This is a genomic window from Mesorhizobium sanjuanii (genome assembly GCF_002529485.1).
In the GTDB taxonomy this organism is placed as follows: domain Bacteria; phylum Pseudomonadota; class Alphaproteobacteria; order Rhizobiales; family Rhizobiaceae; genus Mesorhizobium; species Mesorhizobium sanjuanii.
Map to the genome: position 1 here is coordinate 48,091 of NZ_NWQG01000043.1, position 25,552 is coordinate 73,642.

Annotated in this window: 27 protein-coding genes; 13 read left to right on the plus strand and 14 right to left on the minus strand. The window is 63.4% G+C overall.

Features of this window, described 5'->3' with window-relative positions; all coding sequences use genetic code 11:
• Nucleotide 1: 1 nt before the first annotated feature.
• Nucleotides 2–397 carry a (R)-mandelonitrile lyase gene (locus tag CN311_RS08105; RefSeq protein ID WP_097572798.1) on the minus strand — a complete coding sequence of 132 codons (396 nt, stop codon included), beginning with the start codon at nt 395–397 and terminating at the stop codon, nt 2–4.
• A 62-nt stretch (nt 398–459) separates the two neighbouring features.
• Nucleotides 460–1,041 (minus strand): methyltransferase family protein, encoded by a 582-nt coding sequence (locus CN311_RS08110; RefSeq protein ID WP_245440781.1) that lies wholly within the window; start codon nt 1,039–1,041, stop codon nt 460–462.
• Between the two features lie 241 nt (nt 1,042–1,282).
• Between CN311_RS08110 and CN311_RS08115 the strand changes: the two genes are divergently transcribed.
• Together CN311_RS08115 and CN311_RS08120 are read left to right on the plus strand one after the other, a co-directional pair.
• Complete coding sequence (locus CN311_RS08115; RefSeq protein ID WP_097572799.1) at nt 1,283–2,149, plus strand: alpha/beta fold hydrolase; 867 nt, start codon at nt 1,283–1,285, stop codon at nt 2,147–2,149.
• Between the two features lie 199 nt (nt 2,150–2,348).
• A complete protein-coding gene (locus CN311_RS08120) occupies nt 2,349–4,400 on the plus strand; it encodes an elongation factor G (protein ID WP_097572800.1) in 2,052 nt (683 codons plus the stop codon).
• A gap of 892 nt (nt 4,401–5,292) precedes the next feature.
• On the opposite strand, the gene CN311_RS08130 is transcribed toward CN311_RS08120, so the two are convergent.
• Nucleotides 5,293–6,189, minus strand: coding sequence for a LysR family transcriptional regulator (locus tag CN311_RS08130; RefSeq protein WP_097572801.1), 897 nt, complete (start codon nt 6,187–6,189; stop codon nt 5,293–5,295).
• Nucleotides 6,190–6,337: 148 nt separating this feature from the next.
• Nucleotides 6,338–7,312, minus strand: a complete 975-nt coding sequence (gene trxB, locus CN311_RS08135; protein WP_097572802.1) for a thioredoxin-disulfide reductase — start codon at nt 7,310–7,312, stop codon at nt 6,338–6,340.
• A gap of 245 nt (nt 7,313–7,557) precedes the next feature.
• Between trxB and CN311_RS08140 the strand changes: the two genes are divergently transcribed.
• Nucleotides 7,558–8,034, plus strand: coding sequence for an Lrp/AsnC family transcriptional regulator (locus CN311_RS08140; protein WP_097572803.1), 477 nt, complete (start codon nt 7,558–7,560; stop codon nt 8,032–8,034).
• 97 nt (nt 8,035–8,131) lie between these two features.
• Here CN311_RS08140 and CN311_RS08145 read toward each other — a convergent pair whose 3' ends face one another.
• The 5 genes from CN311_RS08145 to CN311_RS08165 form a co-directional block, all read right to left on the minus strand.
• Entirely contained in the window at nt 8,132–8,764 is a 633-nt protein-coding gene (locus tag CN311_RS08145; RefSeq protein ID WP_425351059.1) for a D-glycero-alpha-D-manno-heptose-1,7-bisphosphate 7-phosphatase, read from the minus strand.
• A 1-nt stretch (nt 8,765) separates the two neighbouring features.
• Nucleotides 8,766–9,338, minus strand: coding sequence for a D-sedoheptulose-7-phosphate isomerase (locus CN311_RS08150; protein ID WP_097572805.1), 573 nt, complete (start codon nt 9,336–9,338; stop codon nt 8,766–8,768).
• A 7-nt stretch (nt 9,339–9,345) separates the two neighbouring features.
• Nucleotides 9,346–10,839, minus strand: coding sequence for a D-glycero-beta-D-manno-heptose-7-phosphate kinase (rfaE1, locus tag CN311_RS08155; RefSeq protein ID WP_097572806.1), 1,494 nt, complete (start codon nt 10,837–10,839; stop codon nt 9,346–9,348).
• 162 nt (nt 10,840–11,001) lie between these two features.
• Nucleotides 11,002–11,634 carry a LysE family translocator gene (locus CN311_RS08160; RefSeq protein ID WP_097572807.1) on the minus strand — a complete coding sequence of 211 codons (633 nt, stop codon included), beginning with the start codon at nt 11,632–11,634 and terminating at the stop codon, nt 11,002–11,004.
• 88 nt (nt 11,635–11,722) lie between these two features.
• Entirely contained in the window at nt 11,723–12,100 is a 378-nt protein-coding gene (locus tag CN311_RS08165; RefSeq protein WP_133117153.1) for a hypothetical protein, read from the minus strand.
• Nucleotides 12,101–12,251: 151 nt separating this feature from the next.
• Between CN311_RS08165 and rfaD the strand changes: the two genes are divergently transcribed.
• The 3 genes from rfaD to waaC are packed head-to-tail and all read left to right on the plus strand — an operon-like array spanning nt 12,252 to nt 15,153.
• On the plus strand, nt 12,252–13,202 hold the full coding sequence (gene rfaD / locus CN311_RS08170; protein WP_097572809.1) for an ADP-glyceromanno-heptose 6-epimerase: 951 nt from the start codon (nt 12,252–12,254) through the stop codon (nt 13,200–13,202).
• Complete coding sequence (gene waaF / locus CN311_RS08175) at nt 13,175–14,182, plus strand: lipopolysaccharide heptosyltransferase II (RefSeq protein WP_097572810.1); 1,008 nt, start codon at nt 13,175–13,177, stop codon at nt 14,180–14,182. Before rfaD ends, waaF begins: the two co-directional genes overlap by 28 nt.
• The gene (gene waaC / locus CN311_RS08180; RefSeq protein ID WP_097572811.1) at nt 14,179–15,153 is read left to right on the plus strand and encodes a lipopolysaccharide heptosyltransferase I; all 975 of its coding nucleotides are present in this window, start codon (nt 14,179–14,181) and stop codon (nt 15,151–15,153) included. The genes waaF and waaC overlap by 4 nt, the downstream gene beginning before the upstream one ends.
• 137 nt (nt 15,154–15,290) lie before the next feature.
• Here waaC and greA read toward each other — a convergent pair whose 3' ends face one another.
• Nucleotides 15,291–15,764, minus strand: coding sequence for a transcription elongation factor GreA (gene greA, locus CN311_RS08185; protein WP_008877613.1), 474 nt, complete (start codon nt 15,762–15,764; stop codon nt 15,291–15,293).
• A gap of 282 nt (nt 15,765–16,046) precedes the next feature.
• Nucleotides 16,047–16,586: a tetratricopeptide repeat protein gene (locus CN311_RS08190; RefSeq protein WP_097572812.1), complete on the minus strand. Its 540-nt coding sequence runs from the start codon at nt 16,584–16,586 to the stop codon at nt 16,047–16,049.
• A 216-nt stretch (nt 16,587–16,802) separates the two neighbouring features.
• On the opposite strand from CN311_RS08190, the gene CN311_RS08195 reads away from it, so the two are divergent.
• The 5 genes from CN311_RS08195 (at nt 16,803) to CN311_RS08215 (ending at nt 21,557) form a co-directional block, all read left to right on the plus strand.
• The gene (locus CN311_RS08195) at nt 16,803–17,228 is read left to right on the plus strand and encodes a DUF3775 domain-containing protein (RefSeq protein WP_097572813.1); all 426 of its coding nucleotides are present in this window, start codon (nt 16,803–16,805) and stop codon (nt 17,226–17,228) included.
• A gap of 196 nt (nt 17,229–17,424) precedes the next feature.
• A complete protein-coding gene (locus tag CN311_RS08200) occupies nt 17,425–18,441 on the plus strand; it encodes an extensin-like domain-containing protein (protein ID WP_097572851.1) in 1,017 nt (338 codons plus the stop codon).
• A gap of 99 nt (nt 18,442–18,540) precedes the next feature.
• Nucleotides 18,541–19,347 (plus strand): extensin-like domain-containing protein, encoded by an 807-nt coding sequence (locus CN311_RS08205; RefSeq protein ID WP_097572814.1) that lies wholly within the window; start codon nt 18,541–18,543, stop codon nt 19,345–19,347.
• Nucleotides 19,348–19,471: 124 nt separating this feature from the next.
• A complete protein-coding gene (locus tag CN311_RS08210; RefSeq protein ID WP_097572815.1) occupies nt 19,472–20,179 on the plus strand; it encodes an LssY C-terminal domain-containing protein in 708 nt (235 codons plus the stop codon).
• 67 nt (nt 20,180–20,246) lie between these two features.
• Nucleotides 20,247–21,557: a hemolysin family protein gene (locus tag CN311_RS08215; RefSeq protein ID WP_097572816.1), complete on the plus strand. Its 1,311-nt coding sequence runs from the start codon at nt 20,247–20,249 to the stop codon at nt 21,555–21,557.
• A 19-nt stretch (nt 21,558–21,576) separates the two neighbouring features.
• Here CN311_RS08215 and CN311_RS08220 read toward each other — a convergent pair whose 3' ends face one another.
• Entirely contained in the window at nt 21,577–23,106 is a 1,530-nt protein-coding gene (locus tag CN311_RS08220) for a bifunctional AfsR/SARP family transcriptional regulator/alpha/beta hydrolase (RefSeq protein WP_097572817.1), read from the minus strand.
• Nucleotides 23,107–23,402: 296 nt separating this feature from the next.
• Between CN311_RS08220 and CN311_RS08230 the strand changes: the two genes are divergently transcribed.
• Complete coding sequence (locus tag CN311_RS08230; protein ID WP_245440782.1) at nt 23,403–23,951, plus strand: class I SAM-dependent methyltransferase; 549 nt, start codon at nt 23,403–23,405, stop codon at nt 23,949–23,951.
• A 63-nt stretch (nt 23,952–24,014) separates the two neighbouring features.
• On the opposite strand, the gene CN311_RS08235 is transcribed toward CN311_RS08230, so the two are convergent.
• Entirely contained in the window at nt 24,015–24,620 is a 606-nt protein-coding gene (locus CN311_RS08235; protein WP_097572820.1) for an NADPH-dependent FMN reductase, read from the minus strand.
• 91 nt (nt 24,621–24,711) lie between these two features.
• On the opposite strand from CN311_RS08235, the gene CN311_RS08240 reads away from it, so the two are divergent.
• The gene (locus CN311_RS08240; RefSeq protein WP_165779628.1) at nt 24,712–25,080 is read left to right on the plus strand and encodes a winged helix-turn-helix transcriptional regulator; all 369 of its coding nucleotides are present in this window, start codon (nt 24,712–24,714) and stop codon (nt 25,078–25,080) included.
• A gap of 49 nt (nt 25,081–25,129) precedes the next feature.
• On the opposite strand, the gene CN311_RS08245 is transcribed toward CN311_RS08240, so the two are convergent.
• A complete protein-coding gene (locus tag CN311_RS08245) occupies nt 25,130–25,444 on the minus strand; it encodes a hypothetical protein (RefSeq protein WP_097572822.1) in 315 nt (104 codons plus the stop codon).
• Nucleotides 25,445–25,552: the final 108 nt, after the last annotated feature.

Sequence of the window (25,552 nt, forward strand, 5' to 3'; positions counted from 1 at the left end):
CTCAACCGCCATACTGCGCGTCGGTCACCTGCTCCAGCCAGTCGGCGTGGACGCCGTCGAGCGCCTCTTGCATCGCGATATGCGCCATTGCCGATTTCGGGCCGGCGCCATGCCAATGCTTTTCATCCGCTGCGAACGAGATCACGTCGCCAGCCCTGATCTCCCGTATCGGTTCGCCCCAGCTTTGCGCAAGGCCGGCGCCTGATATGACATAGAGCGTCTGACCGAGCGGATGCGTGTGCCAGTGGGTCCGCGCGCCGGGCTCGAAACTGACCATCACGGCCCTGAGCCGCGCCGGCGCTTCCTTCTCGATGATCGGCGTCTGCAACACACGGCCGGTGAAATATTTTTCCGGCGCAAGGATGGTCGGCACGCTGCCGCAGGTAATGATCTTCATCGTCGATAATCCTCAGGCTGACGGCAGTTTCGTCCGATACCCGCCATGGCGCAACCGGCTGTTCAAGCCCGCATCCAGAGCCTTCGCCAATCACGGTTGAGGCGCGGCCAGAACAGGCCTGTGCGTGCGCGGTAGGCCCCATAGGCGCCCGCCAGCGCCGTGCGCGAAAACTTCCTCTCTTCGTCCAGCGCGGCGATCGTGTAGATCGCAACGATCCCGGCGACGGGCACCACCGCCCAGATCGACCAGGTCGCGATGCCCCATCCGATCCAGAAGATGATGTAGGAGGCATAGAACGGGTGGCGGACATAGAAGTAGGGCCCGTCGGTCACCAGACTGTCGGGATTGTCGGCATCAAATGCAAAACGCAGCCGCGCCTTGCGGGAAATGACAATCGCCCACCAGAACAGGGCCGAGCCTGCCAGTTCGATGGCGAGCCCGCCGAGCTTCGCGGCCACCGGCTGCCGTTCGATCCACAGGATTGCCAGAAAGAACACCGCCACGCCGATCACCACGGCGGAAATGATCATGGCGCCTGGAGGCATGGTCGGCGACTGGAAATGGGCGCGCATGGACCAGGCATATTGGCCGAGCGTCGCGATGCTGCTGATCGAGACAAGAAGATCGAGCACGCCTTCCATCATCGCAATCTCCGGTTATCGCATTGGCCTCGAAAATCGGATCGATTTCGCAAAGCGCGATGCGCAAATTCTAAAGTGCCGGAGCGTATTTCTTACGACCAAATGGACGCATGTGCTCTAGCCGTGGATTCGCTCATCATACCTTGTTGCCGCAGAGAAATCCTTTCTTAACCACAAACCTAAACAAGATAGTGACTATGGAATGCGATGTTGGCCTTCGGGCAATCTGAGGGTCTAATCCAGCATGGTCGTTTCCCAGCGGACGGTCCGCACCGAGCAAGCGGATTTGCGCCTCAGCCAGTCGTCGGGCTCCGGCCTTCCCATTGTGTTGATCCATGGCTCGGGCAGTTCGCGGGCCGTGTTCGCCCGCCAGTTCGACAGTCCCCTGGCTATGGCCCACCGGTTGATCGCCTTCGATCTGCCCGGCCATGGCGAATCGTCCGATGCCCACGATCCGGCAAACGCCTATACGATTTCTGGCCTTGCCCAATCGGCGGCTCAGCTCCTCGACATCATGGGGATAGACCGCGCCGTCGTCTTCGGCTGGTCGCTCGGCGGGCATGTCGCCATCGAGCTCGCGAGTTTTCACCAGGCGGTCGCCGGGCTGATGCTGACCGGCGCGCCACCGGTATCGAAAGGGCCGTTCGGCATGCTGCGTGGCTTCCACGCCCATTGGGACATGCTGCTGGCATCCAAGAAGACCTACTCCGAACGCGATGCCGAGCGCTTCGAAACACTGTGTTTCGGCGATACCGCCGATCCATCGTTCCGCCAGACCATCCTGCGCACCGACGGCCGGTTGCGCGCCGCTGTGACGCGCGGCATGTTCACCGGCAAAGGCGCCGACCAGAAGCAGGTGGTCGAGCAGGCCGCATTTCCAGTCGCGATCGTCAACGGCGAGAACGACCCGTTTGTCCGCCTCGGCTATTTCGAAACCTTGGCCTACGCTTCGCTGTGGGAGCATTGCCACGTCATATCAGGTGCCGGGCATGCTCCTTTCTGGGAGCGTCCGGACCTGTTCAATCCGCTGCTGGCGCGCTTTGCCGAAGTTGTGGCGACGCGTGGCGTGGACGAAACCACGCTGGCGCCGCGCCGAACCCAGGCAGGCTGATCTTCTCTCGGCGACGCCTTTGTCCATCGTGCGTCCGCGGCCGCTACATCCGCGACGCATCGACCCTCAAATCTCTTGCCCTCCCGGCTAACCCGTGGGACGATGCTTTCGGGCAGGTGGCGAACTAAAAAAAGCCCCGCCCGCGACGGTCGACAGGCCGGCCGCCGCTCACAGGGAAACGCCTGAGTGGAGGTCAGTCATGGGAACTCGCGCCGGAGGACGACGCACGGGACCGAAATGCATTGCCATAGTCGGTCCCTTCGCAAGCGGTAAGACGACACTTCTCGAAGCTATACTCGCCCGCACGGGCGCCATCCCCCGCCAGAATCCCGTTTCGTCGGGAAGCACCGTTTCCGATCATTCGCCCGAGGCGCGCGCCCACGCCATGAGCGTCGAGGCGACCGTCGCCACCACCGAATTCATGGGCGAGCAGTTCACCTTCGTCGATTGTCCCGGCTCCATCGAATTTTCCTTCGAGGCCGAGCCGGTGCTGGCCGCCTGCGACATCGCAGTGGTCGTCGCGGAAGCCGACGAAAAGAAGATCCCTGCCCTGCAGCTCATCATGCGCAAGCTCGACGATCTCGGCGTGCCGCGTATCCTGTTCCTGAACAAGGTCGACAAGGCGATAGCAGGCGTGCGCGACACGCTGAAGATGCTGCAGCCGGCAAGCTCGATGCCTCTGCTGCTGCGCCAGATTCCGCTGCGCAAGGACGGCGTCGTCGTCGGCTCGATCGATCTCGCGCTGGAGCGCGCCTACATCTATCGCGAATATGCCGAAAGCGAGGTCGCCGAGATTCCGGGCGACGACAAGGCACGCGAGCTGGAGGCACGCTTCTCCATGCTGGAGACGCTCGCCGACCATGACGACCAGTTGATGGAACAGCTTCTCGAAGAGATCGAGCCGCCGAAGGACGCGATCTTCGACGACCTTGCCGCCGACCTGCGCACCGGCGCGGTGACACCGGTGCTGATCGGCACCGCCGAGAAGGGCAATGGCGTGCTGCGCCTGTTGAAGACGCTCCGCCACGACGCACCCGACATCGAGGCGACCCGCAAACGTCTCGGCGCGCCCGATGGCAATGCCGCCGTGGTCCAGGTAATGAAGACCATCCACACCCCGCATGGCGGCAAGCTGTCGGTCTCGCGCATCCTCTCCGGACAGCTCGCCGACGCCTCCGAGCTTTACCTCTCGAATGGCGACACGACAAAAGTGTCCGGCATCTACAGAATGCTCGGCAAGGACCAGACCAAGCTGACCGTGGCCAAGGCCGGCGACACGGTGGCGCTCGGCAAGCTGGACGACGTCAAGACCGGCCAGACACTGAGCTCGGCCAAGGGCGGCATCAGGCCACTGGTGGCGCTGACGCCGCCGCAACCGGTCTTCGCTTTCGCGCTGCGGCCGAAGGAGCGCAAGGACGAGGTCAAGATGTCGGCAGCCATCCAGCGTCTTGCCGAGGAAGACCCCTCGCTCAGCCTGCGCCACAATCAGGATTCGGCCGAGACCGTGCTGTCGGGCCATGGTGAAATGCATCTGCGCGTCGTGCGCGAGCGGCTGGAAGGCAAGAACCAGATCCCGGTCGAGGGCCATACGCCGGCCGTGCCCTATCGCGAGACGATCCGCAAGCCGGCGCAGCAGCGCGGCCGCCACAAGAAGCAGTCGGGCGGCCACGGCCAGTTCGGCGATGTGGTGATCGAGATCAAGCCGCTACCGCGCGGCTCCGGCTTCCAGTTCACCGACACCATCACCGGCGGCGTCGTGCCGAAGACCTATATCCAGTCGGTCGAGACCGGCGTGCGCGACTATCTGAAGTCAGGCCCGCTCGGCTTCCCTGTGGTCGATGTCGCCGTCAACCTGTCCGACGGCTCCTACCATGCGGTGGATTCGTCGGACATGGCGTTTCAGATGGCGGCGAAGCTGGCGATGAAGGAAGGCATGGCCGCCTGCTCGCCAGTGCTTCTGGAGCCGATCATGAAGGTCGAAATCGTCACCCCCTCCGATGCAACGTCGAAGATCATTGCGCTCATCCCGCAACGGCGCGGCCAAATCCTCGGCTACGACGCAAGGCCCGATTGGCCGGGATGGGACATCGTCGAGGCCACCATGCCGCAGGCCGAGATCGGCGACCTGATCATCGAACTGCGTTCGGCTACCGCGGGCGTCGCCAGCTATCGCGCCGCCTTCGACCATATGGCCGAACTCACCGGCCGCTTGGCCGACGAGGCGATGAATGCCAACGGCAAGGCCGCCTGAGACTTAAGCGTGTCGGGCATCAAATGGTACCCGAGCATAAGAAAGCGGCGTCCGGGTGATCCGGACGCCGCTTTCTTGCGGACCGTCTTCGTGGGAGGCGAAACGGCAGGTCCGCCGCACATGCCGCCAACCCCTGATGGCTGGCGGTGGAATTGGTTCGGACGCGGTAGCCGCCTGAGCCCGGACCGTCCGAGTGATGCCCCCATCTCCCGCACGAACCACACCGCGTCCTATGATCTGCTTACTCGATACCGCGTGTCTTCAACATGTTACCTGGGGTTACATGACACCGTTACGCGACAATTTCGGTCGGTTTTTCGGAGCACTGCGGATTTTGGGCAACAAAAAAGCCGGATCAACGAAGATCCGGCTGAGTTTGATTGGAAGTGCCTGTTAAGGCTAACCTCCAGAGGGGAACACTCGAGGGCGCTAATGGGAGGAGAACGCGCCCAAGAGATGAACTATATATCTGCTCATCATGCCCAAGAAACAAGCATCTATTTTGCAACACTCGCATGCAAAAAGAGGCAGGCTGTGGTCTAACCCATTCCTGGGGCCTATAGGACCAGCAGAATCGTCGAAATACAGTGCGCCGCGGGTGGGAATCGCAGCGGGAAAAGCCAATCGGAATTGATTCTTGGCGAAAAACGCAGAAAACGCCCAATGATGTGGAATCGGGCAGTCCGCGTTCATTTTTACGGCAATCGGGCAAAGAGAAGTCGATGCGGACACGTCAGGCTGTCGCCGGCAGCGCGCTCTTCTTCATTGCAGCACCCGGCGTGGTCGCGCGACTGGTGCCTCGGCTGCTGACCGCTCTTATCGTCCGCCATGGTCGACCGTGCCCGGCTTCGTGCCGGTCGCAATCCGGCATCACCCGAATATGGACATCTTCTTAGAATGACCAGCTTCGCGCCTTGGCAATAATGAAATCGCGGAAGACATGCAGCTTCGCCTGGTTCTTCATCGCATCGGGATAGGCGAAGTAGGTGTCGAAGGACGGCACTTCGGTCTCCGGCAGCAATTGCACAAGGCCTGAATCCTTGGAGATGACATAGTCGGGAAGCATGGCGATGCCGGCGCCGCCTTGCACCGCGCGCTTGATCGACAATATGTCGTTGATCTGCAGCGTCGGTACCCTTTGCCCGCCCTCGAAATCGCCGACCGTTTCCAGCCAGTTCAATTCCGACAGATGCGCGGGCACCGGCACGCCGAAGGTGACGATGCGATGGCTCTTCAGCTCGGAAATCGAAGCCGGCTTGCCAAATTTGTTGATATAGGATGGTGCCGCGTAGAGATGGAAATGCACCGTGAACAGGCGGCGCTGGATAAGGTCCGGCTGTTGCGGCTGGCGCAGCCGGATGGCGCAATCGGCCTGACGCATGGTCAGGTCGAGCTCCTCGTTCGCCAGGATGAGCTGCAGGCTGACCTCGGGATAGAGCTCGATGAATTCCTGCACGCGTTCGGTCAGCCAGCCGGCGCCCAGCCCCACCGTGGTCGTCACCCTGAGCACGCCCGAAGGCCTGTCCTTGGTCTCGGTCAGCCGCGACTTGATCGTCTCCAGCTTCATCAGCACGTCATGCGCCGTGCGAAACAGCATCTCGCCCTGCTCGGTCAGCACCAGGCCGCGGGCGTGACGGTTGAACAGCGGCACGCCGACGTCATGTTCAAGCGCGCTGACCTGCCGCGAGATCGCCGATTGCGACAAATGCAGGGTCTCGGCCGCATGGGTGAACGACCCAGCTTCCGCCGCAGCGTGAAACACCCGCAGCTTGTCCCAGTCCAGCGCCATGATTCCCCTCGTGCTTTCTTTGGCGTCTGCCCGTTCTTAGCGTCTGCCCCGCTCTTGCGTTCGCCCTGCTCTTAGCGTCTGCCCGCTCTTAGAGTCTGGAAGTAAAATCAGGCTTTTGCACGGCTCTTCTCAGCCGCCTCTTGAACTTTTACTCCGCCGCTTCGCGGTGAACCTCTATACCGGCGAGATATTTTTCCGCCTCGAGCGCGGCCATGCAGCCAAGCCCTGCGGCGGTCACCGCCTGGCGGTAGATGTCGTCGGTCACGTCGCCGGCGGCGAACACCCCCGGCACGTCGGTGCGGGTCGAATCCGGCGCCGTCCACAGATAGCCATTCGGCTTCTGCTTCAGCTTGCCGGCGAACAGCTCGACCGCCGGCGCATGGCCGATCGCCACGAACACGCCGTCAACCTTGAGATGCGTCACCTCGCCGGTCGCCGCATTGCGCAGCCTCAGCCCTTCGACCGACGGCGGCAGCGGCATCTTGCCGGGCTGGCCGGTGATCTCGTCGACGACCGTGTCCCAGATGACGCGGACATTGTCCTTCTTGAACAGCCGCTCGCGCAGGATGCGCTCGGCGCGGAAATCGCTGCGCCGGTGAATGACCGTCACGCTCTTGGCCAGGTTGGAAAGGTAGAGCGCCTCCTCCACCGCCGAATTGCCGCCGCCGATCACCGCGACATCCTTGCCGCGATAGAAGAAGCCGTCGCAGGTGGCGCAAGCCGACACACCGAAGCCCATGAAGGTCTGTTCGCTCGGAATGCCCAGCCATTTCGCCTGCGCGCCGGTGGCGATGATCAAGGCGTCGGCGGAATAGAGCGTGCCGGAATCGCCCTTGGCGCGGAACGGCCGCACATTGAGGTCGACCTCGGTGATGATGTCGTTGACGATATCGGTGCCGACATGCTCGGCCTGTTTCAGCATTTGTTCCATCAGCCACGGACCCTGGATCGGATCGGCGAAGCCGGGATAGTTCTCGACATCGGTGGTGATCATCAACTGGCCACCCTGCTGCAGGCCGGCGACCAGCATCGGCTTCAGCATGGCCCGGGCGGCGTAGATCGCCGCCGTATAGCCAGCGGGACCGGAGCCGATGATGAGAACGGGTGCGTGCTTGGTGGTCATGGCAGGGCTTTCACAACAACCGGACGCGATCCGGCACAGGGAGCGATATCGCGCCTAATCTAGGTGTTGCGGACGACGCCAGCAAGACGAGCTGCGCTTCGTCCCCGGAAAGCTTCGACGCCAACAGACGATCCATGAACATCTTGCGCGGTGACTGTCACAAAATCGCCGATTGAAGCGAGACGCGTAAGTCGTTTAATTGCAAAATCACGAAAGATTCTTGCGCGAAGCGCGGAAGGGTGTCCATGCCGCTCAAAGCCGATCTCGACGCCATCGACTGGAAGATCCTGCGCGAGCTTCAGCAGGACGGGCGCATGACCAATGTCGAACTGTCCAGCCGCGTCGGCATTTCGGCGCCACCATGCCTGCGCCGCGTCAGGCGGCTTGAAGAGGCCGGCATCATCCGCGGCTATCGCGCGCTGCTCAATGCGCCGGCGCTTGGCATGGACGTCGTCGCCTTCTGCCTTATCGGCCTGCATCACCAGGCCGATGCCGAGCTCAAGACCTTCGCCGAACGCACGCGCGGCTGGCCGATCGTGCGTGACGCGTGGATGGTTTCGGGCGAATCCGACTTTTTGCTGCATTGCGTGGCAAGCGACCTCGGCGCCTTCCAGACTTTCGTCATCGAGCAACTGGCTTCGGCGCCGAATGTCGATACGGTGCGCACCGCGCTGACCATCCGCCGGGTTAAGGATGAAGGTCTGGTGGCGTTTCCGGCGTGAGTGCAATGCCGACCGGGAGATCGGCATTGCAAGAACAGTAAAAGCCAACAAAACAATGACGTAGAGCAGAAACCTGACTCTATTTGACCGGACCGGCCTACAGCGCCTCGATCGCCGCCAGCAAGCCGGCCAGATCGCCGCGATTGCGCAGGCGCATGGTGCTGAACCCGCCTTGGCTGGACGCCTCGCCATCGACCAGCCAGCCTTGCGAAAGGCCAGCGCGCCGCCCCGCCTCCATATCCGCCAGCTTGTCGCCAACGATGAGCGAGCGCTTGAGATCGAGCTGTAGGCGCTTGGCTGCCTCAAGCAGCATGCCCGGATTGGGCTTGCGCATCGGGTGGTCGGCGATCGCCAGCGGCCCTGTGCCGGCCTCGTGATAGGCGCAGGCGACAACCATGTCGACAAACCCGTTGCTGCCGCGCAGCAAGTCGAGCACGCGGCCGTTGACAGCGGCGAAAACTTTCCAGTCGAAATAGCCGCGCGCGATGCCTGACTGGTTGGTCACCACGACGACCGGGACATCGCCCCGGTTTGCGGCCTCGATCACCGGGACGATGTCGCCGCGCAGGACGATATCGGCCGGATCGCTGGGATAGTCAGTGTCGATGTTGATGGTGCCGTCGCGGTCGAGGAACAATGCCGGCGTGCCGGCCGGGAATGGCTTGTTGCCAATCCGCTCCACCCATAGGCCCGGCTCTTCGAGCGGGTAACGGCTCACGGCGGTGCCCATCTCAGCCATCGCTGAGGCGCACTTCGACCATTTCGCACAGATGATGATAGAGGCACAGATGCCCCTGCTGGATGATCGGCGTCGACGTCGAAGGCACGTTGAGCAGGATGTCGGAGAGCGGCTTGAGCTTGCCGCCGGTATCGCCGGTCAGGCTGATCACCGTCATGTCCATTATGCGCGCCTGTTCGGCGGCGGCCAGGATGCTCGGTGAATTGCCGCTGGTCGAGATGGCGAGCAGCACGGCGCCCGCCGCGCCATGCGCCTCGACCTGGCGCGAAAACACCGTATCGAAGCCGTAGTCGTTGCCCCAGGCGGTCAGCACCGCCGCGTTGGCCGGCAGCGCGATGACGTTATAGGCCTTGCGCTCCTTCAGGAAACGGCCGACGAGTTCGCCGGCAATGTGGATGGCGTCGCTGGCGGAGCCGCCATTGCCGGCTATCAGCAGTGCCTTCCCCGACGAAAGCGCGGCGACGACGGCGCTCACCGCGCGCTCCATCTCGCCGGTGAGGTCGCGTTCGACCATCGCGTTGATCGCGGCCGCCGAGCGGACCAGATAATCGTTCAGTTCGGACATGAATTCCTCAATTCGCAGTGCCGCCGGCGCGCAATTTGCCGATGGTGCCGGTCGTGCTCTTGCCGGCAACGAGGTCGACCAGCACCACTCGCCCGCCGGCCCTCTGCACCACATCGGCGCCAACCACGGTGTCGACGGTATAGTCCGCACCCTTGACCAGTATGTCGGGCAGCAAAGCCCCGATCAGGGCGAGTGGTGTGTCCTCCTCGAAGACGACGACCGCATCGACCGAGGCAAGCGCGGCCAGCACGCAGGCGCGGTCATGCTCATCGTTGACCGGACGCCCCGGCCCCTTCAGCCGGCGCACCGAGGCGTCGCTGTTGAGGCCGAGCACCAGCCGGTCGCACTGGCTGCGCGCGGCGTGCAACAGACTGACATGGCCGGCATGAAGGATGTCGAAGCAGCCATTGGTGAAGCCGACGGAAAGCCCTTCGTTCTTCCAGGTCGCCACCAGCCTTGCGGCGGCGGCGGCATCGAGGATCGCGCTGCGGGGAGCAACCGGTCCGTGCGAGCGAAACAGCGCGCCGGTCAATTCCTCGACCGTCAACCGCGCGGTACCGCGCTTTCCCACCACCACGCCGCCCGCGGCATTGGCGAGGGAAGCGGCCATCACGCGGTCTGCGCCTGCCGCAAGCGCCAACGCAAACGTCGCGATGACGGTGTCGCCGGCGCCGGACACGTCGAACACTTCGCGCGCCTGCGTGGCGATGTGCCGGGCATCCTGCGCTCCGACGACGCTCATGCCTTTCTCGCTGCGCGTCGCGACGACGAAGTCGAAGCCATGCGCCGAGATCAGCTCGCGCGCCGCAGCGACGATCTCGTCGTCGGCGAAAACCACACGTCCGACCGCTTCGCCGAGTTCCTTGCGGTTGGGCGTGATCGCGGTTGCCCCGGCATAGCGCGCATAGTCACGGCCCTTCGGATCGACCAGAACCGGCTTGCCAGCTTCGCGGCAGATCGAGATCAGCTCGCCGGCGACGCCTTCGAGCAATATGCCCTTGCCGTAATCGGACAGGATGACGATGTCGGCTTGCGAGAGTGCTGCGCGGAAATGGCCGATCAGCGTCGCTCGCTCCGTGTCGCTCAACGGCTTGATTTCCTCTTCGTCGAAGCGCAGCACCTGCTGATTGAGCGCGCTGAAACGGCTTTTCGAGGAGGTCATACGCTCGCGGTCCCGCGCAAGGCGATCGGTCCCGACGCCCAACTCTCCCAGCATGCCTATCAGATTGTTGCCCGCATGGTCGTCGCCGATCACCGAAACCGGTATGGCGGCAGCGCCGAGCGAAACGATGTTGGAGACGACATTGCCGGCGCCGCCCATCGCCAGCGTCTCGCCGCGCCCATGCAGCACGGGGATCGGCGCTTCCGGCGAAATCCGCTCGATCACGCCGTTGACGAAACGGTCGAGGATGAAGTCGCCGACCACCAGCACGGTGACGTCGCCGAACCGCGAAATGGCGCGGTGCAAGGGTTCGGGAGAAGGCGGATTGTGCTTGATCATGTCATTTGCAACGCGCGGGAAAAGCCGATCTCAATGCTCTTGGAACCATTCGCCGAGAAAATGAACCGGCTGACCGGTGTTTCGTGGCGAAGCCGATATACCGCAATTCGCGCCAGCGCAACGGCGGGCGGCGGGCGGTTCCGGCCAACGCCGGTCGACGGATCAGCTTTTCTGCAAGGCGACATGAACGCCCAATCCGACGAGCACTGCGCCGCCAGCCCGCCGCATCAGGCGCTGCGCCTGGCTGGAGCGCCGCAGCCTGCCGATCACGGCGCCGGCCAGGAACACGCACACGACATCCACCGAGGAAAACATCAGATTGACGATCGTTCCGAGCACGACGAACTGCAGCCAGACGGGAAATGCCGCCGACGCATCGACGAATTGCGGCAGGAACGCCATGAAGAAGATCGCTGTCTTGGGATTGAGCACCTCGACCGCGATGCTCTCGAAGAAGGCGCGGCGGGCGGATTTCGGCTCAATGCCCGGGATGATGGCATCGCCTTCTGCCCTGGCGCGGAACAGCGAGATGCCGAGCCAGATCAGATAGAGCGCTCCGGCCAGCTTGACCGCCACGTAGAGCGTCGGCACGGCGTGGAAAAGCACCGACAGTCCCGCCGCGGCGGCGATGACATGCACATAGCCGCCGAGATGGATGCCGAACGCTGCCGTCAGCCCGGACCAGCGCCCACGCGCCATGGTCTGCGCGGCGGCGTAAAGCATGGCCGGCCCAGGAATATAGGCGAAAATCGCGGTGGTGGCGAAGAAGGCGATAAGCAGTTCGGTCGACGGCATTTGCCTTGCTCCTGTGGAGAGAACTGCGGAGATCAAGTCGATCGGGGATCAGGTTCCATGGCTCCGCGCCGAATTGAATCCAGGATTCTCAAATTTCTGAGAACCCGAACGCTGCCACCAATCGCTCGAAAGTCGGGGTGTCCTGCCTTTCACCGAAAGGCCGGACAAGTTGCCAGATGTCCTCACTATACAGGAGCAGCATTTCCTCTGTAGCTGCGACGACCTCTATGTCTCTCGGAGCCGCGTAAAACGAAATTCCTTGGATACCATCCGGAGAAAGGGGCGCATAGTGCAGCCGAAATTCGCCGCTGCCGATTTGAATGCCATTCGTCGATGTTCCTTCGTATGGCTCAACAATTCGGCAAATGCGTCCGATCGATGACCTGCGCGCCTCTTCGATCGGTTTTCCATAATTTTCGTCCGGGAGAGACAGTATCCGGACGTAGGAACCGACGAACACTGCCACGCCGTGCCTATCGGTTGGCATAGTTCCTGAAGAATCTCGTGTCATTCATCAGTCCTTGCTACTCTCAGCCCAGCCCCCTGCCTGCTTTATCGACAGCCCTGCCAACCTCCCTTATAAGGGCCGGAATCGGCAAACAAAACTAGAGGCCTTCATGATCATCGTCACGGGCGGCGCCGGCATGATCGGCTCTAACATCATTGCCGCGCTCAATGCCGAAGGCCTCACCGACATTCTTGTCGTCGACGATCTCACCGACGGCCACAAGATCGCCAATCTCGCCGATCTCCAGATCGCCGACTATCTCGACAAGGATGATTTCTTGGCCCGCCTGGAGGCGGGAGACCTGGGTCGCATCGAAGCCGTCTTCCACCAGGGTGCCTGTTCGACCACCACGGAGTGGAACGGCAAGTTCATGATGGAGGTGAACTACACCTTCTCGAAGCGGCTGCTGCATGCCTGCCTGGCGCTGCGTGTGCCCTTCCTCTACGCCTCCTCCGCCTCCGTCTATGGCAGCAGCGCCGAGTTTCGCGAGGAACCGGAGCTTGAGCGGCCGCTCAACGTTTATGCCTATTCCAAGAAATTGTTCGACGACTATGTCAGGCGCACTGTCTTCGATACCGATCATTCGCAGGTGGCAGGCCTGCGCTATTTCAACGTCTACGGACCGCGCGAGGCGCATAAGGGCGCGATGGCCTCGGTCGCCTACCATCTGTTCAACCAGGTCGAGCAAGGACAGAACCCGAAGCTGTTCGGCGCCTATGACGGTTTCGGCCCCGGCGAGCAGAGCCGCGACTTCATCCATGTCGGCGATGTCGCCGACGTCAATCTGTGGCTGTGGAAGCGGGGCTCAAGCGGCATCTTCAACTGCGGCACCGGCCGGGCGCAGCCGTTCCGCGCCATCGCCGAAACGGTGATCGACACGCTGGGCCAGGGGCAGATCGAATTCATCGACTTCCCCGACCACCTCAAGGGCAGCTACCAGAGTTTTACGCAAGCTGATATGTCCCGGTTGCGCGCAGCCGGCTACAATGGCCAATTTCGCACAGTGGAAACCGGCGTCAGAGACTATGTCGAATGGCTGAAAGCCCAACGATCCTCGTGATCGGCCCACGCTGGGTGGGCGACATGGTTATGGCGCAGTGCCTGTTCTCGGCGCTGAGAGAGCTTCACCCGAACGCCGCGATCGACGTGCTGGCGCCGGCTTGGGCGGCGCCGCTGGTTGCACGCATGCCCGAGATACGCCAGCAGATCGACTTGCCGCTGAAATCCGGCGCACTGGAGTTCAGCATCCGCCGCCGTTTCGGCCGGCTGCTGCATGGCCGCTACGACATGGCCTATGTCATGCCGGGAAGCTGGAAATCGGCGCTGATTCCGTATTTTGCCCGCATTCCGCGCCGTGTCGGCAATCTCAGGGAAATGCGTTATGGGCTGCTGACCGACATCGTGCCATTGCCCGATGCCGTGAGGCGACGCACCGCGCAGGCCTATTTCAATCTCGCCCAGGGCGGCACATTCCGCGCTCCAAGGCTAACCGTCGACGCAGCCAACCAGGCGGCATTGCTCCGCCAGTTTGGGCTGGGAGTGAAGAAATTCGTCGCTCTGATGCCCGGCGCCGAATTCGGCCCGGCCAAACGCTGGCCGAGCGAACACTATGCCGGCCTTGCCCGCGATATGATGGCGAAGGGCTTTGACGTCGCACTGTTCGGCTCGAAGAACGACGCCGGCGTGACGGCGGAAATCGCCACGCTTGCGCCAGGCGTTGTCGACATCGCCGGCAAGACCCGGCTGGAAGACGCCATCGACTTGATCGCCGCCGCCAGGCTCGCCGTCTCGAACGACAGCGGGCTGATGCATGTCGCCGCCGCGGTCGGCACGCCGATCGTTGCGGTCTACGGCTCGACCTCGCCCGACAACACGCCGCCGCTCACTGAGCGTCGCGAACTGGTCTGGCTCGGCCTGTCCTGTTCGCCGTGCCACAAGAAAGTCTGCCCGCTCGGCCATCTCAACTGCCTGAAGACGCTCGAGGTCGCACGGGTCGCGGCGGCGGCGGATCGGTTGCTGGAAATGCCGGCCGCCGCATGAAGGTGCTCATCGTCAAGACGTCCTCGATGGGCGACGTCATCCACACCTTTCCGGCCGTCGAGGATGCGCGCCGCAATCGGCCCGAAATCTCATTCGACTGGTGCGTTGAAGAGGCTTTTGCCGGCATTGTCGCCCTGCACCCGGCGATCGGCACCATTCACACAGTGGCGATCCGGCGCTGGCGCAAGAACTTGCTCGGCCGCGAAACCTGGCGCGAGGCGGCGGGCTTGCGACGCGCCTTGCGAGCCGGCCGCTATGACCTCGTCATCGATGCGCAAGGCCTGCTGAAATCGGCTCTGGTGGCGAAACAGGCAGCAGCACCCGTTGCCGGCTTCGACCGGACGAGCGCGCGCGAACCGAAGGCAGCCCTGTTTTATGATCGCCGCTACGCCGTGCCGCGCGACCTGCACGCCATAGAGCGCACCAGGCGGCTGTTCGGGCTTGCACTAGGCTACCAGCCCGATCTTTCCAACCTAGATTCCGGCATAGTGCCGCCAGCCGGACGTCTGCCTCGCGTCGAAGGCAAAAACGCCTTCCTGCTGCATGGCACCAGCCGCGAGGACAAGAAATGGCCGGTCGGCGACTGGATCGAGACCGCCCGGCTCTTGGTCGAAAAAGGCATCACACCGGTCACCACCTGGTCGAACCAGGATGAAAAGGCGGTCGCCGAAGCAATCGCCAAGGCCGTTCCGCAAACCGAACTGGTGCCGAAATCACCGCTTGCCGAGATCGCCGCGCTGATCGGCCGATCAACGCTGGTAATCGGCGCCGACACCGGCCTCACCCATCTCGCCAGCGCCTTCGGTCTGCCGACCGTCGCGGTGTTCCTGGCGACCAAACCCGGCCTGACCGGCCCGCGCGGACCGTTCTCATCGACACTTTCGGCCCAGCCGGGCGGACACGTTGCCCCGGATGCGGTGATGGCGGAAGCCGAGAGATTGCTGGCGCTCAAACCCCAGTCCCCGAGGTAGGGACTTTTCAGAATTCGCTCTGGCGAGTCGAATAGCGTGGGCTTCGAGAACCGGAGCGGAGCGTACTAAAGTACGTGAGCACCGGAAGCGCAGAAGGCTACGCTAGTCGGCCGCCAGAGTAGAATTATCAAAAGTCCCTAGATGAACTGCACCTGGACGATCTCGTATCCCCTTGCACCGCCTGGCGCATTGACTTCGATCGCGTCGCCGACTTCCTTGCCGATCAGCGCGCGCGCGATCGGCGAGGAGATCGAGATGCGGCCGGACTTCACGTCCGCCTCCTGGTCGCCGACGATCTGGTAGGTCTTCTTCTCTTCCGTGTCCTCGTCGACCAGCACAACCGTGGCGCCGAATTTGACCTTGTCGCCGCTGAGCTTGGTGACGTCGATGACCTCGGCCCGCGCTATCAGGTCCTCGAGTTCGTTGACGCGGCCCTCATTGAGGCTCTGCGCCTCTTTCGCCGCGTGGTATTCGGCATTTTCGGACAGGTCGCCATGCGAGCGCGCTTCGGAGATCGCCTCGATGATGCGCGGGCGCTCTTCCTGCTGGCGCCAACGCAGTTCTTCCTTCAATGACGCGAACCCCTCGCCTGTCATCGGGACCTTGTTCATGATGCCTGACCTTTCCTGCCGCCACCCCCGCTTTGTCGGGGATGACCTTGTCGATGGGTACAAAAAGAAAACGGTCCGGCAGCCTCGGGCTAACGGAACCATTTCACCACAATTTCCCAAGATATAGCAATCTTTGCGCGGTTTTCACGTCCAAAAAGTCGGTTTTCAAAAATTCTCCGCCATTTCTGGAAATGCCGTGGCGGCAACGAGGGCTGGAGGAGCGAGAGGCGACAAAAAACGGCCGCGATTGCTCGCGGCCGGTTGAGGAGTATTGGGGATAGATCAGCTTCTCATGAAATGGTCGATCTGCTCGGACAGCATGCCGTATTCGCGCGATCCCTTGCCGGTGCGCTTTTCGATCTCGCGGAGCTGTTCCTGGGCGCCGGCGAGGTCGCCGATCTGCAGATGCGCTTCGCCGAGATATTCGCGGACCAGCGTGTAATCGGGATCGATGCGCAGCGCTTCCTCGTAATAGCCGAGGCCGACGATGACGCGGCCGGAATGGCGATGCGAATAGCCGAGATAGTTGAGGATGCGCGGATCCTGCTTGTTGGCGGCCAGGCTGAGCACGGCGATCGCCTCGTCATAACGCCCGGCCATCGCCAGGTCGTGGCCGGCCTCATAGATGTTGTCGTCGTCCAGCATGCCGTACTTCGGCGGCACGCATTTCTGCTTCTTCTTGTCCCAGACCTCACCCTTCTTGCATTGCGTGGAACCTCCGCCGCTACCACCGCCTCCACCCTCGCCAGCCGTGAAGCCGGGCGCCGCAAAGAGCGGCAGAACCGCAACAGCCATGACCTGAATCAACAATCGTCTGCGCATCGAAGCCTCCTTGACAAGAACAATGCCACATTAACGCCGGGCGGAAGCCGTTTCATCCCGCAAATGCCAGAAACCGACAACCAGCCTCCGATCGAAGCCGACATGCGCGCAGGTCCGCCGAAATTTGCCAATGGTAAAGACTGCGAGCCGAACGTGACGTGACGTGCGCTGCAAATTCGCTATCATCCGGCAAACGGAGCATGCGGAGAAAGGCCAGTGCAGCAGCGCCTTGAAAAGGAATGGGAGCTTTCGATCGGTCCCGATACCGTGCGCCTGTTCATTCTCAAGGCAAAGGCGCTGAGCGCCGCTGTCAACGAAGACTATGCCGACGGCGCCGAGCACGAGATAGAGCTCGACGGGCAGGCGCACGACAACCACCATCATGACGGCCTGGCCGAGGAAAGCTCGGAAAACCTCACCGAAGAAGAACTGCGCGAACTGATCAACGACCTCAATGTGGACGAGGCGGCCGAACTCGTGGCACTCGCCTGGGTCGGCCGCGGCGACTATGACGCTTCCGAATGGGCAGACGCGCTGGTGGCCGCGCGCGAGCGCGCCAACAAGCGCACCGCCAAATATCTGCTCGGCATGCCGCTGCTCGCCGACTGGCTGGAGGAAGGGCTGGAAGCCATCGGTGCGTAACGCTGCCGTCACCGATCGTGATCGGGCGTACGCGCTTTGTACAGCAACTTACCAAGGCCCGCGCCGTTTAGGGCAAATGGCGGCGCTTGTCCTTTCCAGAATCTGCGGCTTGGCGCTGGCCATCGTGGCGGCCGGTTTGCTTGTCACCTCAGCCGACGCCAAACATCACCGGCGGCACAAGCCGCTGACACCGCGCCTGGAGCAGCCGCTGACGCCACGGGCCGACCAGCCGTTGAAATCGCGCAACAAGCATCGCCTTAAATCGCGCGGTCACCGGCATATAAAGCAGAACAAGACGCAACAGACCACGCCGGATCCACAGCCCCCGCGCGATGCTATTCCGGTGCCTGAGGCCCGCCCCGCACAGGGGCAGAAGACCGACGCCGAGCCGATCGAAGAGCAAAAGACCGAAGGTCCGAAGGCCATCGGTGCGTCCGATCGGCTTAATGAAGCACATCCCGCGTCGCCCACACCGGAGTCGTCAACCGATACGGAAAGCGAGCCTGAGCCGCCGGCCGTGGCGCCAATTCCAACGCAAAAGCCCGACACCGCGAAACCTGAGGCTCAGCCGCCAGCCGTAGCTCCGCAACCGCCGGAAAAACCGGCCGAGGCGCAAGAGGAAAAGATGCTGCCCGATCCGCGTTCGGCCGACGTGCCGGAACAAAAAATGCCGGACGAGGAGCTTGCCTGTCGGCGGCGGCTGAAATCGATGGGCGTCGACTTCGAGGAACACAAGCCCGAGCACAATCTCGAAATCGGCTGTTCGATCCCTTATCCGATCACGCTGAAGACGCTCGGGAAATCGATCGCCATCGGCCCGGAGACCGAGCTCAACTGCGAGATGGCCGAGGCGGCCGCGCGTTTTGCCGCCAATGTCGTCCAGCCGGCGGCCAAGGAAGAATTCGGCGCTGACCTCAAATCGATCAGCCAGGCCTCGGCCTTTGTCTGCCGGCCGCGCCACGCCGGAGGAAAATTGTCCGAACACGCCTTCGGCAACGCGCTCGACATATCGGGGTTCACGCTTTCGGACGGCAGACGGATCGGCATCGGTCCGGCGCCGCCGGAGAAGGACGCGAAATTCCTTAATGCCGTGCGCAAGGCGGCCTGCGGGCCGTTCAAAACCGTGCTTGGGCCGGGCAGTGATGCCGACCATGCGCTGCATTTCCATCTCGACCTCGAACCGCGCCGCAACGGCGGCACGTTCTGTCAGTGAGCGATGCCGCAATTCGGCCGCAGGCGTGAACGCCGCCGCTGAGTTTTCCTTTACCCTTGATCGTTAAAATGCCGGCTATCCGTCAACGGGATTCCGCCAATGGCCGGGACATTTCGCGCCGTGTTTTTCGCCGCCGCGCGCCAATCGAAACGTGCCGCGATGACGGCCGCCGGGCTTGCCCTTGTCGCGGTTTCGGCCTGCAATACCGGCAGCGTGCTGTCGCTGCAGCCGGCCGTCGACGTCGGCTCCCAGACCTCGGCCGTGCCGCAATATTCCGGTATGCAGAGGCTTGTCCCGTCCAATCCCGACATGATGACGGCCGCCTATCCGCGCATGGACGATCCTATGGCGCCGACCGAACAGATGCCAGCCAGCGAGACCGACTGCCGTAAGGAATTGCAGCGTCTCGGCGTCGTCTACACCGATCTGGCGCCCATCCACGAAGGCCAATGCGGCATCGACTACCCCGTCAAGGTCTCGGCCATCGGCAGCATCCAGATGAAGCCGGCCGCCACCCTGACCTGCGACATGGCCGCCACTTTCGCCGGCTGGACCAGGAACGAACTCGTCCCGTCTGCGCGCTGGCGCTATTTCTCGGGCGTCAAGACCATCCACCAGGGTTCGAGCTATTCCTGCCGCAGGATCGCCGGCGAAGGCGTGCTGTCGGAGCACGGCAAGGGCAACGCGCTCGACGTCATGAGCATCGAACTCAACAATGGCGACGACATCGACGTGCGCAAGCCCGGCCTGTTCGCCTTCCGCACGCGCGGCTTCCTCAACAATGTGCGCGCCGACGGCTGCCAGTATTTCACGACAGTGCTCGGCCCCGGCTACAATTACGACCACCGCAACCATTTCCATTTCGACATCAAGAACCGCAGGAACGGCTACCGCGCCTGCCGCTGAAGCGTGCCGGACCCAAAAGTGGATGCCGGTCTTCGGAAAATCGGATGCCCGGCACGGAACGGATGCCCCTGCCCAAGGTCTGCTGCGCCGCGTAAAGTGACGCCATATCGCTGGGGCGGCAATCATGGGCCAACGAAGCCTTAAACGACGTGCGACGACCTGGCTGGTGGCGTTCCTGGCCTTCTATCTCGCCTTCGCCTATTTCGCCGCGCCTGAGTTCTGGACTTTCCGCGACCGCAACTTCCGCTCGCACAGCTTCGAGATGGTGACGCACACGCCGCAAGGCATTCCGGGCGATCCGATCAATGTCGGCCTTGTCGGCACCGAAAAGGAACTCGTCCACGCCTTCGCCGTTGCCGGGTGGGATACCGCCGACGCCATTACGCTGAAGACCGCGATAGAGATCGGCGAAAGCGTGCTGTTTGGCCGCCCCTATCCCGACGCGCCGGTCAGCCGACTGCTGTTCGAAGGCCGTGCCCAGGATCTGGCCTTCGAAAAACCGGTCGGCGACAGCGCCGACCGGCGTCATCACGTCCGCTTCTGGCATACCGATACGACCGGCGACGATGGCCGGCCGCTCTGGCTGGGTTCGGCAAGCTTCGACCGCGGCGTCGGCCTCAGCCACGATACCGGCGCGATCACCCACCATATCGGTCCCGACATCGACGCCGAACGCGACTTCCTGATCCACGACCTTACCGCCGCCGGCATGCTGATCTCGACCAGTGAAATCCCCGGCATCGGTGCGACCAGGACCGGGCGCAACGGCGGCGGCGACCCTTATTTCACCGACGGCAAGGCGGTGATCGGCGTGCTCAGGCAATTGCCCTAGGCGCGATCGTCGGCGAAGATTGGACACAGGCTTTTCGAAGACCACGCCACGATGCTATTGACCCCTCATGCTTTACGCTGAAATCGCTATCGTGGTCGTCCTCATCTGCGTGAACGGCCTTCTGGCAATGTCCGAACTTGCCATCGTCTCGTCGCGGCCTGCCCGTCTCAAGGCGATGATCGACCGAAACGTCATCGGTGCCGGCCGCGCCCTGGCGCTTGGCTCCAACCCCGGCAAATTCCTGTCGTCGGTGCAGATCGGCATCACCCTGGTCGGCGTTCTCTCAGGCGCATTTTCCGGCGCCACGCTCGGCGAACGGCTGTCCGCCTTCCTGGCTTCGACCGGCATTCGCGAAAATCTTGCCGACCCGCTCGGCGTCGGCATCGTCGTCGCCGTCATCACCTACTTCTCGCTGATCGTCGGCGAACTGGTGCCCAAGCAGATCGCGCTGCGCGATCCCGAACGCGTTGCGGCCAGGGTCGCTCCGGCGATGACCATCCTCGCCACTGTCGCCGCCCCGCTGGTTTTCCTGCTCGACATTTCCGGCCGCGCCATCCTGTGGCTGCTTGGCCAGCGCGGTGAGAGCGAGGAGAAGGTCACCGACGAAGAGATCAAGATGCTGGTCGCAGAGGCCGAGCATCACGGCACCATCGAATCCGACGAGCGGCGCATGATCGCCGGCGTCATGCGGCTCGGCGACCGCGCCGTGCGCGCAGTGATGACGCCGCGCACCGAGGTCGACTGGATCAATTTGCAGTCCGACGACGCGGCGATCCGCAAGCTGCTGATGGAGACCCAGCATTCGCGCCTGCCCGCCGGCGATGGCGGCGTCGACGCCATGATCGGCGTCGTCCAGACCCGCGACGTGCTGGCCGCCATGCTTGGCGGCCGCGCGCTCGACCCGCGCCGGCATGTGCGCGCCGCGCCCATCGTCCATGACCAGGCCGACGCGCTGGATGTGCTTTCGAAACTCAAGGAATCCGATGTGCCGATGGCGCTGGTCCACGACGAATACGGCCATTTCGAAGGCATCGTCACGCCCGCCGACATACTGGAAGCCATCACCGGCGTCTTCCGGGCGGACCTCGATGCCGGCGACGAGGAAAACGCCGTCAAGCGCGACGACGGCTCATGGCTGCTCGCCGGCTACATGCAGGCCGACGAGATGGCGGATGTCCTTGGCATCGACCTGCCGGAGAACCGCGACTACGAGACCGTCGCCGGCTACGTGCTGTCGCACATGCACCATCTGCCGGCGACCGGCGAATGTGTGGACGCGCAGGGCTGGCGCTTCGAGGTCGTCGACCTCGACGGCCGCCGCATCGACAAGCTCATCGCCACGCGCCTGCCAAGCGGCCACCGCGAAGCCGTGCGGTGACATCGCACGAGCCGCGCGATCAACCGCGTCGTGCAAACGCGCTGATGCTATCGAGCAGCTTCTGTTGGTCGCCGACCCAAAACCAGTGGTCGTCACCGTCGACCTCGATGAATCGCGCGCCTGGGATCTGGGCCGCGAGAAAGCGCCCGGCCTCGACGCGCACGGCGCGGTCGCCGGAGCGGTGAAGAACCATCGTCCGGGCCGAGACCTTTGCAAGCAGATGACGCACATCGGTATCACGCAGCGCTTCGAGCAGGCCCGCGACCGCGCCGGGACTGGAGGCTGCCCTGAGCAATCCGGCCCACCAGTTCTGCGCCTGGCGGTCGCCGGCGAGGCTCGGGGCAAAGGTTCCGATTTCCGCCGGGCCACCCCAGCCGGCGATCAGCCGTTGCGTCCACAGCTCGTATTGCGCGACGGTCAGGGCCAAAGGATAGTCGGGCGCGTGGCTGCCTTTGGCCAGGGAACCCCAGAGAACAAGGCCGCTCAGGCGATCGGGGTGATCCACAGCAAAACGGATGCAACCCGGCCCACCCTCTGACGCGCCGATGAGCAAGGCACGGCGGCTGCCGGCCGCATTCATGACTGCCAGAATATCCTGCGCCGTCGCCTCGACGGTCGGACGAGCGCCGACGCGGTCGGAAAGCCCCATGCCGCGCCGGTCGAAGAGGATCAGGCGGCCCAGGCGCGAAACCGCTGATATCCAGGCGCGGCAGCTTCTGTCTTCCCAGACCCGCTCTACATGCGAAATGAACCCCGGGACAAGCACGATGTCCAGCGGGCCGCTGCCAGCGATCTGGAACGCGATATGGATGCCGTCCACTTCGACGTAGCGCGTTCTGGGAACGTCCAAAGTGGCTAGCTTGGTTGGCTCACCCAAGGCAAGCGTGGTGGGATCAGGCGCTACACCGAGTTCCTCTCGCAGCAGCCGGACGCAAGCTTCGATCTGGCGCTCGGCTGCCGCCCTGTCCCCAGCCGCCAGATGGGCACGGATCAGGTGACGGTGTGCGCTTTCGCTCAAAGGGTCCAGCTCCGCCAGGCGTGTCGCATGCACGACCCCGGCGCGAGGCTCCCCGCCGGCGATCTTTGCTTCGACGAGCCGCTCCAGTGCCTGCACCAATCGGCTGCGCAGAGCCTCGCGCCTGAAAAAGACCCATTCCTCGAATTCCGGACAATCCGGGAGTGAGAAGCCGGCGAGATAGTCGCCCTTATAGATGTCGACTGCCGCGTCGAGAGGACCGACATTGCAGGCATGCTCGAAAGCCTGGGAGTCGACCTCGACGGAGAGACCGAGGGATGCTCCGGTGGCAGTGATGACCTCGTTGCCGAACGCGATGCGGATTTTATACAGTGTGCGCCGAAGGCGTGCCCGTGCGGCTTCCTCGTCGGTTTCGGGCCATAGAAGCGTGGCAGCGACCTCGCGCGCCACGGGCCGGCCGGCTTCGGCGAGGTAGATGAGGAGCGCTGCCGCCTTGCGCAAGCCGAGCTCCACCCGCTTCCCGTTCTGACGGAACTCCGGAAAACCCAGAAATTGGAACTCCAATCGTTCCATCGGTCCGCATGCGGCCGAGCGGGGACGTTGAGGGGACGCCGGCCTTCTATCTACCCCACGACGTCGGGCCGATCGGGCCCGATAGGAACACTCCCTTGGAGCGAGAAATGCCACTGGTCAATACTCTCCCCCACCATCGCACGTTCGAAGCCCTTGCCGGGGATGGCGTCCCGAATGGCCCCGCGAACACAGGGCAAGGAGGCTGAGACATGTGCCAATCCTGTCTCTCCTGGTACGCACGCTGTATTGCTCCCTATCTCGTTCACGCCGGCTGTTCGGCCAACGCATTCGCGCACATGCGAAAGCGCATGATTCCGCGGGCAGAAGGCATTGTCGTCGAAGTCGGCTTCGGGTCCGGCCTGAACCTTCCCTACTACGACCCCGCCCGAGTAGAACGACTGGTCGGCATCGATCCCGACGGCACGATGCTCGGCCTGGCCGGACCGCAGAGCCGTTCCTTGCCATTCGATGTCGAATGCCTCCGGGCCAGCGGCGAAAGCCTGCCGTTGACCGATGACTTCGCCGACACGGTCGTCGTCACCTATGCCTTCTGCACCATTCCGGACCCTGAGGCGGCGCTCACCGAAATCCGGCGCGTCCTGAAGCCCACGGGCCGGCTGATTTTCATCGAGCACGGTCAGGCCGAGGAGCCGCGTTGCCGCAGGTGGCAGGAGCGCCTGAACCGGCGATGGGGACAGTTCGCCGGCGGCTGCCACCTCAACCGCGATCCGTTGCGCCTGATCCGCGGGGCGGGCTTCCACCTTGTCGAAGAGGAGCGCGGGCGGTTCCCGCTGCCCTTCTGGCAATTGGGAAGCCACTACGCTGGAGTCGCGGCACCCCGATAAGAAATTGAAAAGGGCGGCGCAAGCGCCGCCCCATATCCTTGGGAGGATAATTCAGACAGGCGATCAGGCCGCCCTGGCTTCATCGGCGATCGCGTCAGCCTTGCGCGCCGCCTTCAGCACCTTGGCCCACCAGGCGACGTCGTTGACCAGCGCGGTGGCAGCCTGGTTCAGATGCTCGATCTCTTCGAGCTTCTTCTCACCCTGGCGGACGGCAAGGAAATCGCCCCAGGCGATATGGACGGCCGACTTGACCGGCGCCATCTGCAGCTCGACGGCGTAAAGGCGCAGCTGTTCGACGGCGCGCGAGCCACCGACGCTGCCATAGCCGACGAAGCCGGCCGGCTTCTTGTTCCATTCGTTGGCAGCGTAGTCGATGGCGTTCTTCAGCACGGCGGTCGGGCCGTGATTGTATTCGGCGGCGGTGAAGATGAAGCCGTCGAACTCGGCGACCTTCTTCTGCCAGCGCTGTGCCACTTCGTTCTGCGACGGCGCCCAGGCGGAGGATGCGACCTCGTCGAAGAACGGCAGCGGGAAATCGCGCAGGTCGACGACTTCGACATCGATGTCGGCATGCGACCTGGCGATCTTGGCGATCCATTCGGTCGGGACGTCGGCGAAACGCGCGGCGCGCGTCGAACCGACGACAATGGCGATTTTGGGCTTGGACATAGAGGGGCTCTCCTTCCGGGAAATTGTGGTATCGTTTGGATACCGGCGCTATATGAGATACCGCAGACTCGAAGTGCAAGGAGGCACGTTTTTGTTACTGAGGCACCCGCATAACACCGAGGACTGCCGCGCCGTCTCCGAGATCCTGCAGCGCGTCGGCGATAAATGGACCGTTCTCGTCGTCGGCAAGCTCGGCGACGGCCCGCTGCGCTTCAACGAATTGAGAACGGCCGTCGGCGGCATCTCGCAGAAGATGCTGACCACCACCTTGCGCGGGCTGGAGCGCGACGGCTTCGTCACCCGCACCGTGTTTCCGACCATCCCACCGCGTGTCGACTACGAGCTGACCGATCTCGGCCGCGAGCTGCTGGTGCCGGTCGCGGCACTCGGCGCATGGGCGCGCAAGAACACCGAACGCGTCAAGGCGGCGCGGGCGAAGTTCGACGGCATTCACGCCTGAAACCCTTGCGCTGCAAGGGTTTGCGCGCGGCGCGCAGCGTCGGCGTATCCTACGGCTGCATCGGCATCCCGGCCCGCGGACGGCTTCCGGTACGCGTCGATTTCGGGGCCAGGTCGGCCGCCTTGCCGTCGGTGGCGCAGCTCGCCCCTTCACCGCAATTGCGCGTGGTCGCCGCACCGGTGCCGCACGCCGCCGAAGCGCAGTTTTCGCACCTGGCCGCCTGTCTCTCGAGGATGTGGTTTTCGAAGGCGCAGCCGGCTTCTGCCCTGCCCTGTTTGACCTCCGTATAGGCGGTTGCGGCCAACAGGCAGAACAGGGCTGCAAGCGCGCCCGCCAATGCGCCGTTCAGCAATCGTTGACGCATTGTCTTCCCCCATGCCCTGCCGGACATGGTCCCGGAAATGTGCGAACGGGACTGTGAGACGCTTCACACAGAATCGGCCTGCAGGACCGCGCGCCGTGTCGGTCCTGC

What these genes read in the sequence shown, in the direction of transcription:
- CN311_RS08130 (WP_097572801.1), bottom strand. Translation starts at nt 6,189, where the DNA reads ATGGCGCTGGACTGGGACAAGCTGCGGGTGTTTCACGCTGCGGCGGAA.
- CN311_RS08190 (WP_097572812.1), bottom strand. Translation starts at nt 16,586, where the DNA reads ATGCGCAGACGATTGTTGATTCAGGTCATGGCTGTTGCGGTTCTGCCG.
- CN311_RS08115 (WP_097572799.1), top strand. Translation starts at nt 1,283, where the DNA reads ATGGTCGTTTCCCAGCGGACGGTCCGCACCGAGCAAGCGGATTTGCGC.
- CN311_RS08150 (WP_097572805.1), bottom strand. Translation starts at nt 9,338, where the DNA reads ATGTCCGAACTGAACGATTATCTGGTCCGCTCGGCGGCCGCGATCAAC.
- waaF (WP_097572810.1), top strand. Translation starts at nt 13,175, where the DNA reads ATGGCTGAAAGCCCAACGATCCTCGTGATCGGCCCACGCTGGGTGGGC.
- CN311_RS08210 (WP_097572815.1), top strand. Translation starts at nt 19,472, where the DNA reads ATGGGCCAACGAAGCCTTAAACGACGTGCGACGACCTGGCTGGTGGCG.
- CN311_RS08215 (WP_097572816.1), top strand. Translation starts at nt 20,247, where the DNA reads ATGCTTTACGCTGAAATCGCTATCGTGGTCGTCCTCATCTGCGTGAAC.
- CN311_RS08145 (WP_425351059.1), bottom strand. Translation starts at nt 8,764, where the DNA reads ATGGGCACCGCCGTGAGCCGTTACCCGCTCGAAGAGCCGGGCCTATGG.
- CN311_RS08235 (WP_097572820.1), bottom strand. Translation starts at nt 24,620, where the DNA reads ATGTCCAAGCCCAAAATCGCCATTGTCGTCGGTTCGACGCGCGCCGCG.
- CN311_RS08220 (WP_097572817.1), bottom strand. Translation starts at nt 23,106, where the DNA reads ATGGAACGATTGGAGTTCCAATTTCTGGGTTTTCCGGAGTTCCGTCAG.
- waaC (WP_097572811.1), top strand. Translation starts at nt 14,179, where the DNA reads ATGAAGGTGCTCATCGTCAAGACGTCCTCGATGGGCGACGTCATCCAC.
- rfaE1 (WP_097572806.1), bottom strand. Translation starts at nt 10,839, where the DNA reads ATGATCAAGCACAATCCGCCTTCTCCCGAACCCTTGCACCGCGCCATT.
- CN311_RS08120 (WP_097572800.1), top strand. Translation starts at nt 2,349, where the DNA reads ATGGGAACTCGCGCCGGAGGACGACGCACGGGACCGAAATGCATTGCC.
- CN311_RS08105 (WP_097572798.1), bottom strand. Translation starts at nt 397, where the DNA reads ATGAAGATCATTACCTGCGGCAGCGTGCCGACCATCCTTGCGCCGGAA.
- CN311_RS08205 (WP_097572814.1), top strand. Translation starts at nt 18,541, where the DNA reads ATGGCCGGGACATTTCGCGCCGTGTTTTTCGCCGCCGCGCGCCAATCG.
- CN311_RS08245 (WP_097572822.1), bottom strand. Translation starts at nt 25,444, where the DNA reads ATGCGTCAACGATTGCTGAACGGCGCATTGGCGGGCGCGCTTGCAGCC.
- rfaD (WP_097572809.1), top strand. Translation starts at nt 12,252, where the DNA reads ATGATCATCGTCACGGGCGGCGCCGGCATGATCGGCTCTAACATCATT.
- CN311_RS08160 (WP_097572807.1), bottom strand. Translation starts at nt 11,634, where the DNA reads ATGCCGTCGACCGAACTGCTTATCGCCTTCTTCGCCACCACCGCGATT.
- greA (WP_008877613.1), bottom strand. Translation starts at nt 15,764, where the DNA reads ATGAACAAGGTCCCGATGACAGGCGAGGGGTTCGCGTCATTGAAGGAA.
- trxB (WP_097572802.1), bottom strand. Translation starts at nt 7,312, where the DNA reads ATGACCACCAAGCACGCACCCGTTCTCATCATCGGCTCCGGTCCCGCT.
- CN311_RS08140 (WP_097572803.1), top strand. Translation starts at nt 7,558, where the DNA reads ATGCCGCTCAAAGCCGATCTCGACGCCATCGACTGGAAGATCCTGCGC.
- CN311_RS08110 (WP_245440781.1), bottom strand. Translation starts at nt 1,041, where the DNA reads ATGATGGAAGGCGTGCTCGATCTTCTTGTCTCGATCAGCAGCATCGCG.
- CN311_RS08230 (WP_245440782.1), top strand. Translation starts at nt 23,403, where the DNA reads ATGCGAAAGCGCATGATTCCGCGGGCAGAAGGCATTGTCGTCGAAGTC.